Source organism: Psychrobacter sp. AT9 (assembly GCF_047272965.1).
GTDB classification, from domain to species: Bacteria; Pseudomonadota; Gammaproteobacteria; order Pseudomonadales; family Moraxellaceae; genus Psychrobacter; species Psychrobacter glaciei.
In genome coordinates this window covers 1,206,861-1,219,832 of sequence record NZ_JBKOTW010000001.1, presented here as the reverse complement: position 1 = coordinate 1,219,832, position 12,972 = coordinate 1,206,861, and the positions used below count along the sequence as shown (strand labels likewise).

The following is a 12,972-nucleotide window of genomic DNA, read 5'->3' as shown; positions in this document are numbered from 1 at the left end:
GATGCCAAGTTCCGTTTTCACCTTACCACACACTCTACTGACAGCAGCGCTTATTACGTTAAGCGTCAGTGCTTGCCAACCCATCACCAAACAAGATTCTGAAAGTAATACAGGAATTTGGTCGTGCCAGACGCAAAATTCACCGTTTACTTACAGCGTCTGTCGTGTCGATGCTGATGCATTAAATAGCGAACACTCTTCTCTACAGCTGTTTTGGCAGCCCTCCGATAGCAGTCAGCCGCTACTGACCTTTGACAATTTATTAGCGACTTTACCAGCCAACCAAACACTCACCTTTGCCATGAATGCGGGCATGTATAACGAAAATTATGCACCGATTGGCTATACTGTCATCGACGGTAAAGAGATTCGTGCGTTAAATACCAAAGAAGGTGGCGGCAATTTTCATTTACTGCCCAATGGTGTGCTGTGGTGGGATAAAGCTGGTAAAGTACAAATCACTGAAAGCAATGCTTTAAATGAGCAGCTTAAAAATGATGAGGCAGAACCTAGGTATGCCACTCAATCAGGTCCTATGCTGGTCATCAATAACGAGATACACCCGCAATTTAATCCTGATAGCACCTCACTCAAGATTCGTAATGGCGCAGGGGTTTGTGATGACGGCAGCCTACAGTTTGTTAATAGCGATGAACCAGTCACGTTTTATCAATTTGCATCGTTGTTTAAGGATGACTTAAGCTGTCCAAACGCGCTCTTTTTAGATGGTGGGATTGCGTCAGCGTTATATGCGCCCAGCATTGATAAGCACGATAAAAAAGAGATGGGTGTGATGATAGCGTTGGTTGAAAACAAAAACTAATATGCCTTTATATTTCAAAGTTAATATCTAATCAACTGCCTGCCCTCATATAGTTATGTCAATATAAAAGAGATACAGCATGGTGTCCTGTATGCATTTTATTTAGTATCGACTATAGTATGTCGCATAAAAAGCACTTGAGACGACTTTGTCATCCAAGTGCTTTTTTTATTACTAGCAACAGTCAATAGCTAAAAACTAGCCGCCCAGACTCATCTTGGGACCAAACGGTTCGTAATGGACACTATCGACACCGTGATCTAACGTCACTAGCCCATCAATCATACTTTCCATAAATGGCATCGAGCCACAGACATAAATATCAGCAGGCTCAGGCAATATAGCAAGCCATGCCTCATCTAATAATTGTCCCGACTCAAAATAGAAGACATGCTTTTCTACAGTCTCAGCCTTTTTTAATAGCTTATTTACTTCGGTATTAAAAGCATGATGCGCTTCACTTTGGCAAGCATAAACCCAGATAATAGGACGTTTTGGATTGGCTAATACTTGTGCTTCTAACATAGATAGCACAGGGGTTACACCAACACCCGCACTCATCAATACCAGCGGAATCTCATTTTGCTGTACCAAATCTTGATTGAGTGCAAAGTCGCCCGCTGGTGCCGATAATAGAACCGTGTCACCCACTTCTAATTGGTCGTGCATATAGTTAGAGACCAAACCATGATGCTCATTGCGGTTGTCACGTCTGACTGCAAACTGAATGCCTGCATCGGTACTAGCGGAATACAAAGAGTAATGACGCAGGGCAACATGGTCACTGTCTTTTGGGTCTGTTTTCACCGTGATGTACTGACCCGCGGTTAAAGTCAATTTGCTCAGGTCAATATCTTGATTGCTGTCGGCGTTATCATTGACTGGCACAACTGTAAAAGCAGCAATATCCGTAGCGGCTGCTATCTTTTTAGTCACTGTAAAAGGCGCAAAATCCTGCCACATCGCCTCTTCATACATGCCATGTTCAATCTGAATAAATACTGAAGCAATCTCATCATAAGCTTCCGTCCAAGCCGTAATGATATCATCATTGGCAGCCTCGCCTAGCACTTCCTTGATTGCACCGATTAAGTGCTTACCAACGATGGGATAATGCTCGGGCAAAATTTGTAAAGCACGATGCTTGTGGCTGATTTGCGTGACTTGTGGCAATAACGTCGCCAATTTATCCAAGTGCTTAGCAGCGGCTAATACGGTCGTCGCCAGAGCCGTCTGTTGACGGCCCAATTTTTGATTGGTTTCGTTAAATATGTCCAACAGCTCGGGATGCTCTTTAAACATGTTTTTATAGAACACCGTGGTAATTGCCGTTCCATGCTCTTCAAGGACGGGAACAGTTGCGGTGACGATTTCTAACGTTTTTGGTGAGGCCATGTTATTTCTCTTAATAAATGATGGTATTGATCAGTTTAAAAATGGAAGATAGAGATTTTAAAATAAAGAACTTAAATAAGTGGCGCCAACAAAATTTAAAATTCTGTCGTCAAGCTTTGTGAAAGCCGTCAACCTATATATAACATTCATTTTAAATGAATCTTATCATATTTTACTGAGTATACCAATGCCGCATTGCTATAAAGCTGATTTATTAGCCAAAAAAGCAGCCGTTATGCTGTCATAACGGCTGCTTTTATCAAAAAAATATGGGAATCAACAGGTTTTACAAGTTGGTGAAAACGCCAAAATCACCGCGCTAAATAATTGGTCATCTCTTCTACGCCATGTAACGTCATCGGATACATCTTATGATCCACTAATTTTTTGATCTCAACGATGGTTTGGGTATATTGCCAGTAAGAAGGCGCTTCAGGATTCAGCCAAGCTACTTTATCAAAATGATCAAGTACCCGCTTGAGCCAAACAATACCCGCCTCATTGTTCATATACTCTACGCTACCGCCTACTGTCATCAGCTCATATGGCGACATTGAGGCATCACCGACGAAGATAACGCGATACTCGCGACCGTATTTATTGAGCAGCTCATACGTTGGCATCGGCGCACTGTGGCGACGATCATTGTCCTTCCAGACATAGTCATACAGACAGTTATGAAAGTAAAAAAACTCTAAAGTTTTAAATTCATTTCTAGCCGCCGAAAATAGCTTTTCTAGAGCTTCGACATGAATATCCATACTGCCACCAACATCGAACAGCATCAATACTTTGACACGATTACGACGCTCCGCTTGCATATGGATATCGAGCACGCCTTTTTTGGCGGTGCGTTTGATAGTCTCATGAATGTCTAGCTCATCCGCGCTACCAGTACGAGCAAACTGGCGCAAATTCCGTAACGCCATCTGAATTTGACGGGTGCCAAGCTGACTGTCGTCATCGAGATTACGATATTTACGCTGCTCCCAGACTTTAGCCGCGCTACGCTTACGTGACTCACCGCCAACACGCACCCCTTCTGGATGATCGCCATAGGCACCAAATGGTGACGTACCGCCAGTGCCAACCCACTTACTACCGCCCTGATGACGCTCTTTTTGCTCCTTGAGACGCTCTTCCAAGGCTTTCATCAGTTCCTCTAACGAGCCATATTTTTTCAGCAATCGGCGCTGCTCTTCGGTCAGATTCTTTGGATCGAGCTTTAAATCGAGCCACTCTTTGGGCACGTCTGTGAGCTTAGACAATAGCTCATCCATATCCAGACTGTCGACACCCTCGAAATAATCTGCCATTGCCCGATCAAACTTATCAAAATGGCGCTCGTCTTTGACCATGCACAATCGAATCAACCGATACATATCTTCGCGACTGGCAAAGGTAGTCAATGCCGAATCTTCAGGATGCGGGTGCATCATCAGCCCTTTATCTAGCGCAGCATTTAGATCAAGCAGCTCGCGCGTACTGACTGGCACACCGTAAGTACGTAAGGTATAGAACAATTTGATAAACATAAGAGTCGCATCGCTTATTGGCTGATATGGTGACGAATGAAGCCGTTTTATTAGCTTCAATCATGAGCTTTAATCATGACAAGTGGTCTGTTGCTTAACGACGCATCATATTAGCAAAGCGTTGCAACAAGCTCACATCGGCTTCATTTTTAAGCAGCGCACCATATAATGGCGGAATAGATTTTTCACCGCGTAAATTTTCTTCCAGCTCTGCTTGTGCCATATCATCAGCCAGTAGCAAAGTTAACCAATCGACAAGCTCAGACGTTGATGGCGGCTTTTTAAGCCCTTGAACATTACGCAGCTTATAAAAAATATCGAGCGCATCATTGACCAGCTTTTCTTGAATATCAGGGAAATGTACGTCGATGATTTGACGCATGGTCTCTTCTTCTGGGAAGTCGATATAATGGAAGAAACAACGACGCAAAAAGGCATCGGGCAGCTCTTTTTCATTGTTCGAGGTGATGATAACCACTGGACGCTGTGCCGCGGTAATGGTCTCGCCTGTCTCATAGACATAAAAAGACATTTTGTCCAGCTCATGTAGCAAGTCATTTGGGAACTCGATATCGGCTTTATCAATTTCATCAATCAATAGCACACTACGCTCGTTACTGGTAAAGGCCTCCCATAGCTTACCGGGCTTGATATAGTTGCCAATCTCATACACCTTATCATCACCCAACTGCGAATCACGTAAGCGCGAGACCGCATCATATTCATACAGACCTTGCTCCGCCTTGGTGGTTGATTTGATATGCCACGTAATCAGCGGCATACCCAAACTCTCAGCCACTTCTTCTGCCAATAACGTCTTACCAGTACCCGGCTCACCTTTAATCAGGAGCGGCTTTTGTAACGTCATCGCTGCGTTAACCGCCAGCTGCAAATCGTCAGTGGCTATATAGTTTTGCGTACCGGTAAAGCTTTTCTTCGTTTTATCAGTCGTGGTCATAATCAAGTCTCAGTTATTGTTATAGATTAAGGCTATCAAGAGCCTAAAAGCAATCGATGGCAAATAAATAATCATTTAGATTAGCACAGCATGATTGATTGCCAAAATACTCATGCGTTCGCAATTGCTAATAAACAACATATATAGGGAGCGCCTTTTAACTATTTATCATCGCAGTCATAAAACGTTTTTTCATAAAAAAAGACACGCATGGTGTCTTTTTTTATTCATAATATCTTTTATCTATTAACAGTGTCTCTTATTCATAGCGGCTTTGATCGTACTTACCATAAGCCTAAAGCAAAGACCCAGTCGCCTCTAGCAAAATTTTGATATCGCTTTTCTGGTATAACTTTTCTGATATCACTTTACCGCTTATCAAGCTTTTCAGCATCGGGTTGCTTAGCTAAGCCACCGTCTTTTTTTAAGCTAATATCTGCTTTAGCATTAGCCGCTAAAGGCGTTTTATTAGACTGCTCAGCGACAGTAGGCGGATCCATCAAAGTCGCGTTTTCTGTCAAATAACTGCCCGTCGTCAGTTGCATTGTCGCTTGCGTATCTTCTGCGGTACGACTGCGCGCTTTGTCTAGACTTGACTCAAACGCACCACGAATAAGCTGCCAAACAAAGCCAATAAACAAGCCTGATACCAAGACAACCAATATCGGTAACATGTTGGTAATCGCGCCAGCTGTGTCTTTCATCATAATCGCATAGACTACAGAGATACTGGCCGGTGCAATCACACTTGGGTCGCTAAGGGCAGTGCCAGGTGCCAATAACACAGCAAACAACATCATCCAACTCATACCACCCAACGGTCGCGGCAGCATACGAGCGACCAACAACCACAATACCAACACAATAACGACACCACCAAGATACGCATACATTGGTAAGTCTGCGGGTGGCACGTCTTTTACCAGCTGTCCCCACCAAATAGCAATCTCACCGAGAATATCGCTAATGGCTTCCAGCGGTAAGCTGTTTATAATACCTTTTAACCAGTCCATGCGTGTGTAGTTACCTGCGTTTATAAATTGTGCGTCGCGTTGTTGCGCTTAATGATAGACAGTGTGCTATTTCAACGAACCATAATATCGAATATATTATCGAAAGAAGCCTTGGAGACAAAACTACTCACCTTGCCATTCATCACTCATTGATAGCCTGCTAGTTTATCATGACTTTCTATCAAAATGCATGAGCGCAAATGTGTCGTAAACTTTTTCTTAGTAGCTTTCATTCAACATATCAAAGAGATAGCTATCAAGAAAACTTTTCAAAAAAACGTATCAATCGTAAATGTTGTCTTGTGCCTCGCGCGCACGTAATTCCGCTTGGCGGCGCATAACGTCTTGCGGTGGCATTTGTACAAAATACCCTTGCGACTGTAATTTTGCGAGCACCTCTTCTTTATCGACACGTGCAAGCGTTGGCGTGGTTGCCAAATCCAGATGCATCACAAATTTACTGCGACCTAAGCTTGCGCGGAAGTCTTTTGGTAGCACACCCAGCCAGTCCTTAATCTCGTCAGTGTCATCAGGATAATCAGGGCGGGCAATATAGACATACATGCCGTCATGTTTAGAAAATTTATAAATATCACAATGCATAAAAACCACCTGTCAGAAACTATAGGCGTAGGTTAGCATAATTTAGCCAAATTTCAGTAGTTGCTTTACGTTTTGATATAAGCAACCGCTCTAAAACTCAGATGATAAAATAGCAATAAAGGTACTCGGTTTATCGCGGATGTGCCTGATTATCCTCACAAACAGGCACTTTTGCCGAAATTATTGATTTTAATGGTGTTGATGACTTGTAAAAGCGCCCTGAACCTTTCATAATAAAAGCGTTTTTCAGGAGAGAGTTTGTGAGCATAGTTATACTATAATATATAGTTATAACATAAAAAATATCGTATCAAACCGCATTGGTCATACGACGTATATAATTGCTACACGACCACCGAAGGCGCATCCACCCTGCCAATCGCTCAGGTAAAAGGACTGAAAAACGCATGTCACGACTGTTTCGCTGTCTACCGTCAATCGCGTAGCACATCCAAACATAGGGCATAACAAATCTGGAGAGCGGTAAAGACGGACGACGTCTTACCCACCGAAGGGGAGAAAATGCGACATCATTTGATTTGATTTGATTTTTTGAAGCTTATGCTTTAGAAACTAACAGTGATGGTTCGTGTTGAAAATCTCAGGTTACAGGACAGATAGGGCTTTTGCTTAAACTGACGTTCAGCGTCTGTTTGGCTGGCGGCTTTATCTTTTTTTTCTGTGCTACCCTTGGTTGCAATGCTTGCACCCTGCAACGTTGCTTCTCGCTACTATGATACTGCGCATCGCTCATTACTCTACCGAGTATGACTAATGTACACATAAGGATTTGTTATGACCGACTCTCAAAACACCAATACCTCAGCTCCTAAACGCACGCCCCTTTACCAGTCTCACGTTGATAGTGAAGGCAAGTTAGTGGATTTTTCTGGTTGGGAATTGCCGATTCATTATGGTTCACAAATCGAAGAGCACGAAGCGGTACGTACTGACGCTGGTATGTTTGATGTCTCACATATGGTTGTCGCAGATATCAAAGGCGCTGACACTAAGGCATGGTTACAAAAACTGCTCGCTAATGATGTCAATAAACTCAAGACTGCTGGCAAAGCGCTGTATTCTGGCATGCTAAACGAGCAAGGCAGCGTTATCGATGATTTGATCGTCTATCTAATGAATGCAGATGAAACCGAATATCGTATCGTCTCAAACGCCGCCACTCGCGATAAAGATATGGCGCAGTTCAATAAAGTCGCAGAAGGTTTTGACATCACCATCACTGAGCGTCCAGAGCTTGCTATGCTGGCAGTTCAAGGGCCACATGCGGTCGAAAAACTGGCACAAGCCAAACCAAGCTGGGCAGAAACGTTAGCCGAACTCAAACCTTTCGTCGGTGCTGACTTGACTGATATCGAAGGCGCTGATTGGTTCGTCGCTCGTACTGGCTACACTGGTGAAGACGGTGTCGAAGTGATCATGCATGGCGATGATGCACCAGCGTTCTTTGAGCTATTAAAAGCCAATGGTGTAAAACCAGCAGGTCTTGGCGCTCGTGATACCTTGCGTATGGAAGCGGGCATGAACCTCTATGGTCACGATATGGACGAAACCATTAGCCCTTACGAATGTAATATGGGCTGGACGCTCGCGCTAAAAGATGAGCGCGACTTCGTTGGTCGTGCAGCGTTGGTTAGCAAACGCCAGCAGTCAAAAGACGACAATACAGCCATGAAGCAAGTGGGTCTCCTATTGACGACGCGCGGTGTGTTGCGTGAAGGCATGACGGTCACCATCAATCAAGGCTCAGACAATGAGCAAACTGGCATTATCACCAGTGGTACATTCTCCCCTAGTCTAAAAAACTCCATTGCGATTGCCCGTGTTCCTGCCAGCGTATCAGAGGATGATAATGTCCAAGTTGATCTACGCGGCAAAGGCAAGTTCGTTGATGTACGCGTTCTCAAGTTACCGTTTGTCCGTAATGGCAAGCAGCAGTTTGACTCATAGGCATTATAAACTCTATTATTAGCTTTCACTTTTTTTGTTAACCATCCTCTATCACTTAGGAGAGAGACCATGAGTAATATCCCAGCAGAACTAAAATACATTGCCAGCCACGAATGGCTACGTCTAGAAGACGACGGTACAATCACTGTCGGTATCACAGACCATGCTCAAGACTTGCTTGGTGACGTGGTGTTTGTTGAACTGCCTGACGTGGGTGACATCATCGCCGTTGATGACGAAATCTCAGTCGTTGAGTCAGTAAAAGCCGCCTCTGACGTTTATGCCCCGATCTCAGGTGAAGTGGTTGAGATTAATGAAGCGCTAGAAGACGATCCAGAAATCATCAACTCTGACCCATATGGCGAAGGTTGGTTCTTTAGAATGAAGCCTGACAACATCGCTGACTACGAAGCACTAATGACGGCTGATGAGTACGAAAACGATCTATAGTCCAAGCTTTCTTTTGTAATCAATATTTAGCTTATATTCGATAGTCATTTATATTCGATAATCACTTATATTCGCTAGTCATATGACGTGAAAACATGACAGATACTGGTGCTAACTGGTATCTGTACGCTTTATTTTAGACGCACTTATCATTTCAAAATATTCAGCAACTGTGCTAAATACGCATACTGCCATGAAAGATCGTTACTCAATGTTATTACCTCATATGCTCGTTAATGTATTTGCCTTATCTATTTGACTTGGTCTATAAAAATCTGCCATCGGTAATAAGCAAATTAATCACTTAATCCCCAGCATGGATCCTAATATGACTTCCAACTCTGATAACAACGACAACATTGCCACACCCGAACACACACCGCAGTTGCAAGCGTTTCGTGAGGTGGTCGAGTCACGTCGTTCAGTCCGTCGTTTTACTGACACGCCGATACCTGACGATGTGTTAGCAGATTGTCTGCGTTTGGCCATGCTAGCGCCGAACTCAAGCAATCTACAGCCGTGGGAATTTTATGTGATTGATAATGCTGATAAACGCAAACGTACCGTCAAAAACTGCATGAATCAAAACGCAGCAAAAACAGCAGCGCGCTTGATCGCAGTTGTCGCCCGTACTGACATTTGGCACGACCACGCCCAGCAGATCTTACGTGAGTATCCTGAGACGCCAGTACCGAAGAAAGTTAAAGACTATTATACCAAAGTCGTTGCCATGGACTTTTTACGTGGACCTGCCAACGTCGTATCAGCGGCTAAATGGAGCGCAACTCAAGTCGTCAGACGGGTAAAAGGGCCTATTAAATCGCCTTACTATACCTTTGAAGACACCAAAAACTGGGCGACCAACAATACCGCACTTGCTGCCGAAAATCTTATGCTAGCACTACGCGCGCACGGCTTTGATAGCTGTCCGATGGGCGGTTTCGACGAGCCTGCCATGAAGCGCTTGTTAGGCTTAAGCAATGATCAGCACATTATCATGATGATTGGTGCTGGCGAACGCGCCGACAATGGCATTTACAACAGCCAGTTCCGCTTTGATCAAAAGCAATTTGTACATTACGTTTAATGCATCACCATATTACTCTATTTAAATAAACCCTTTTATTACTCCCTTAACCAAGGATTGTCATGACTATTTCTCAAAACCCGACGTTTGATACCTTTCAAGGTTTATTCAACGAAGCTGAATTTGTCTATCGTCATTTAGGCTCAAATGAGACCAAACAAGCTGATTTGCTCAGCAAAATTGGTTATAAAGACATGGCGAGTTTTATCAATGATACGGTGCCTGAGCCCGTACGCTTGCACAAAGACTTAGATTTGCCATTGGCAATGAGTGAGCATGCAGCGTTGGCTAAATTGCGCGCCATGGCAGATAATATCACCGTTAATAAAAGCTATATCGGCCAAGGCTATTCGCCTGTGCGTATGCCTGCGGTCATTCAGCGTAATGTCCTTGAAAATCCAGGTTGGTATACGGCTTATACGCCTTATCAAGCTGAAATCGCCCAAGGTCGTCTAGAAGCTTTGCTTAACTTCCAGCAAGTTTGTATCGATTTAACGGGTCTAGAAATGGCTGGCGCATCGTTACTTGACGAAGCAACGGCAGCCGCTGAAGCCATGGCGATGTCTAAGCGTGTGAGCAAAAGCAAATCAACGCAGTTTTTCGTTGATGATCGTGTTTATCCACAAACGTTAGACGTTATCAATACTCGCGCAAAATACTTTGGCTGGGAAATCGTCGTTGGTGATTTTGAAACCGCCAAATCTGGTGATTATTTCGGTGCGCTATTCCAATACGTCGGTGTTGAAGGCGATGTCAAAGACTTAACTGACGTTATCGCTGCGGTTAAGAAAAACAAAACTTACGTCAGCGTCGTCAGCGACATCATGAGCTTGGTGCTGTTAAAATCACCAGCGGATATGGGCGCAGATGTCGCTTTGGGTAGCACCCAGCGCTTTGGTATTCCAATGGGCTTTGGTGGTCCTCATGCCGCCTACTTTGCATTCTCTGATAAAGCCAAGCGCTCAGCACCTGGTCGTATCATTGGTGTCTCAAAAGATTCGCAAGGTAATACCGCCCTACGTATGGCATTACAAACTCGTGAGCAGCATATCCGCCGCGAAAAAGCCAACTCAAACATCTGTACGTCACAAGTATTGCTGGCTAACCTCGCTGGTATGTATGCCGTTTATCATGGTCCAGGTGGCGTAAAACGTATTGCCACTCGTATCCATGCTTTTGCTACAGCGTTTGCTAATGTCATTACAGAAGCCAACGATAGCAGTCTAAGTGTAGTACATGATCAGTTCTTTGATACCGTCGTTGTCGATTGCGGTTCAGAAAAACTGGCGACGCAAATTTTTGCAAATGCAGACAATGTTGGTTATAACTTATGGCGTCTAGATGATAACAAACTGGGTGTCGCTTTTAGTGAAATCAGCGACCAGCATGACTTTACCGTATTAACCCAGCTGTTCGTTAGTAAATCGCATGACTTGCCTGAGACTGCTAGCCTGTCACTTGATAGCGCGCATTTGCGTACCGACGACATCTTAACCCATCCAGTATTTAACTCGCATCATACCGAGCATGAGATGCTGCGCTATTTAAAATCGCTTGAAGACAAAGATTTAGCGATGAACCGTAGCATGATTTCATTGGGTAGCTGTACCATGAAACTCAATGCAACCAGTGAGATGATACCAATTACGTGGCCTGAGTTTGCCAATGTGCATCCTTTTGCACCGCGCGATCAAGTCACCGGCTACATTGCGATGATTGACAGTCTGCAAGATCAACTTAAAGCCATCACTGGTTTTGACGATGTATCAATGCAGCCAAACTCTGGTGCTTCAGGTGAATATGCTGGTCTGCTAGCGATTCGCCGCTATCATGAATCATTGGGCGAGACCAACCGTGATGTTTGTCTCATTCCAATGTCAGCGCATGGTACCAACCCTGCGACTGCCATGATGATGGGTATGAAAGTCGTCGTGGTTAAAACCGATGAAAACGGTAACGTCGACATCGAAGATTTGACCGCTAAATGTGAAGAGCATAGCGAGCACCTAGGTGCCTTGATGATCACCTACCCGTCGACGCATGGCGTGTTCGAAGAAGGCATCCGTCACATTTGTGATTTGATTCATAAGCATGGCGGCCAAGTCTATATGGATGGCGCGAATATGAATGCGCAGGTCGGCATGATGCAGCCTGCGGATGTCGGTGCAGACGTACTACATATGAACTTGCACAAAACCTTCTGTATCCCACATGGCGGCGGCGGTCCTGGCATGGGTCCTATCGGTATGAAGGCACATTTAGCACCATTTATGGCCAACCATACCTTAAGCCCTGTGCATAATGCGCAAAAAGACTGTTCAGCTGTATCGGCAGCGCCTTATGGCTCAGCCAGCATCTTGCCGATCTCGTGGATGTATATTGCCATGATGGGCCGTGATGGTTTGCTTAAAGCCACTGAACTGGCGCTGTTAAATGCCAACTACGTAGCAGCCGAGCTAAAAGGTCATTATCCTGTCTTATACGCTGGTAAAAACGGCCGCGTCGCGCACGAATGTATCATCGATATTCGTCCATTAAAGGATGAAACAGGTATCAGCGAAAGCGATATTGCCAAGCGCTTAATGGATTATGGTTTCCATTCACCAACCATGAGCTTCCCAGTTTCAGGTACGTTGATGATTGAGCCAACTGAGTCTGAGTCAAAAGAAGAGTTAGATCGTTTTATCAGTGCGCTAAAATCTATCAAAGCCGAAGCGATGAAAGCCAAAGCAGGCGAAGACAATTGGACGCTAGAAGACAATCCACTAGTCAATGCACCGCACACCGCTTCTATGATCACCAACAGCGAGTGGACGCATCCATACAGCCGTGATGTTGCTGCATTCCCATTGCCTTATGTACGCGCTCATAAATTCTGGCCAAGCGTTGCTCGTATCGATGATGCTTATGGTGATAAGAATCTGATGTGTTCGTGCCCAAGTATCGAAAACTATCTGTAATCGAAGTCTTCGATAAATCATAAGTAGCTTTTTATAGAAAAACAAACCTCCAAGTCAGTAGCTGATTTGGAGGTTTTTATTTTGCTTACTTTTTATCTATCAAATTAACAGGTAACATTATTAATGGATAAGCGATAAATAAAGGCTTATGCCGATAACAAAATATTTATCTTAAATCTT

At 44.2% G+C, this 12,972-nt stretch carries 10 protein-coding genes and 2 riboswitches; of the genes, 5 read left to right on the top strand and 5 right to left on the bottom strand.

Translation table 11 applies throughout. The annotated features are described in order from the left end of the window. The first annotated feature begins 1 nt into the window (after position 1). The gene (locus tag ACMFL8_RS05325) at positions 2-823 is read left to right on the top strand and encodes a phosphodiester glycosidase family protein (protein ID WP_413190284.1); all 822 of its coding nucleotides are present in this window, start codon (positions 2-4) and stop codon (positions 821-823) included. Positions 824-1,021: 198 nt separating this feature from the next. Here the strand turns inward: ACMFL8_RS05325 and ACMFL8_RS05320 are convergent, their stop codons facing one another. The 5 genes from ACMFL8_RS05320 to ACMFL8_RS05300 form a co-directional block, all read right to left on the bottom strand. Then, complete coding sequence (locus tag ACMFL8_RS05320) at positions 1,022-2,218, bottom strand: globin domain-containing protein (RefSeq protein ID WP_413190283.1); 1,197 nt, start codon at positions 2,216-2,218, stop codon at positions 1,022-1,024. Between the two features lie 311 nt (positions 2,219-2,529). After that, complete coding sequence (locus ACMFL8_RS05315; RefSeq protein ID WP_189584617.1) at positions 2,530-3,753, bottom strand: vWA domain-containing protein; 1,224 nt, start codon at positions 3,751-3,753, stop codon at positions 2,530-2,532. 94 nt (positions 3,754-3,847) lie between these two features. Beyond that, on the bottom strand, positions 3,848-4,711 hold the full coding sequence (locus ACMFL8_RS05310) for an AAA family ATPase (RefSeq protein WP_413190282.1): 864 nt from the start codon (positions 4,709-4,711) through the stop codon (positions 3,848-3,850). 368 nt (positions 4,712-5,079) lie between these two features. Then, positions 5,080-5,724 (bottom strand): hypothetical protein, encoded by a 645-nt coding sequence (locus tag ACMFL8_RS05305; RefSeq protein WP_413190281.1) that lies wholly within the window; start codon positions 5,722-5,724, stop codon positions 5,080-5,082. Positions 5,725-6,006: 282 nt separating this feature from the next. Then, positions 6,007-6,327, bottom strand: coding sequence for a YcgL domain-containing protein (locus ACMFL8_RS05300; RefSeq protein ID WP_010199666.1), 321 nt, complete (start codon positions 6,325-6,327; stop codon positions 6,007-6,009). A 237-nt stretch (positions 6,328-6,564) separates the two neighbouring features. Continuing rightward, positions 6,565-6,736, top strand: a riboswitch (glycine riboswitch). A 54-nt stretch (positions 6,737-6,790) separates the two neighbouring features. Beyond that, a riboswitch (glycine riboswitch) is annotated at positions 6,791-6,954 on the top strand. A 168-nt stretch (positions 6,955-7,122) separates the two neighbouring features. Between ACMFL8_RS05300 and gcvT the strand changes: the two genes are divergently transcribed. The 4 genes from gcvT to gcvP all read left to right on the top strand — a co-directional run bounded on the left by gcvT (position 7,123) and on the right by gcvP (position 12,792). After that, complete coding sequence (gene gcvT / locus ACMFL8_RS05295; protein ID WP_413190280.1) at positions 7,123-8,295, top strand: glycine cleavage system aminomethyltransferase GcvT; 1,173 nt, start codon at positions 7,123-7,125, stop codon at positions 8,293-8,295. Between the two features lie 69 nt (positions 8,296-8,364). Further along, positions 8,365-8,745: a glycine cleavage system protein GcvH gene (gene gcvH, locus ACMFL8_RS05290; protein ID WP_189584604.1), complete on the top strand. Its 381-nt coding sequence runs from the start codon at positions 8,365-8,367 to the stop codon at positions 8,743-8,745. Positions 8,746-9,073: 328 nt separating this feature from the next. After that, complete coding sequence (locus ACMFL8_RS05285; RefSeq protein WP_189584601.1) at positions 9,074-9,832, top strand: nitroreductase family protein; 759 nt, start codon at positions 9,074-9,076, stop codon at positions 9,830-9,832. A 62-nt stretch (positions 9,833-9,894) separates the two neighbouring features. Continuing rightward, positions 9,895-12,792 (top strand): aminomethyl-transferring glycine dehydrogenase, encoded by a 2,898-nt coding sequence (gcvP, locus tag ACMFL8_RS05280; RefSeq protein WP_413190279.1) that lies wholly within the window; start codon positions 9,895-9,897, stop codon positions 12,790-12,792. Positions 12,793-12,972: the final 180 nt, after the last annotated feature.

Coding starts and splice junctions, on each gene's coding strand:
- ACMFL8_RS05300 (WP_010199666.1), bottom strand. CDS start 6,327: ATGCATTGTGATATTTATAAATTTTCTAAACATGACGGCATGTATGTC.
- ACMFL8_RS05305 (WP_413190281.1), bottom strand. CDS start 5,724: ATGGACTGGTTAAAAGGTATTATAAACAGCTTACCGCTGGAAGCCATT.
- ACMFL8_RS05310 (WP_413190282.1), bottom strand. CDS start 4,711: ATGACCACGACTGATAAAACGAAGAAAAGCTTTACCGGTACGCAAAAC.
- ACMFL8_RS05285 (WP_189584601.1), top strand. CDS start 9,074: ATGACTTCCAACTCTGATAACAACGACAACATTGCCACACCCGAACAC.
- gcvH (WP_189584604.1), top strand. CDS start 8,365: ATGAGTAATATCCCAGCAGAACTAAAATACATTGCCAGCCACGAATGG.
- gcvP (WP_413190279.1), top strand. CDS start 9,895: ATGACTATTTCTCAAAACCCGACGTTTGATACCTTTCAAGGTTTATTC.
- ACMFL8_RS05325 (WP_413190284.1), top strand. CDS start 2: ATGCCAAGTTCCGTTTTCACCTTACCACACACTCTACTGACAGCAGCG.
- gcvT (WP_413190280.1), top strand. CDS start 7,123: ATGACCGACTCTCAAAACACCAATACCTCAGCTCCTAAACGCACGCCC.
- ACMFL8_RS05315 (WP_189584617.1), bottom strand. CDS start 3,753: ATGTTTATCAAATTGTTCTATACCTTACGTACTTACGGTGTGCCAGTC.
- ACMFL8_RS05320 (WP_413190283.1), bottom strand. CDS start 2,218: ATGGCCTCACCAAAAACGTTAGAAATCGTCACCGCAACTGTTCCCGTC.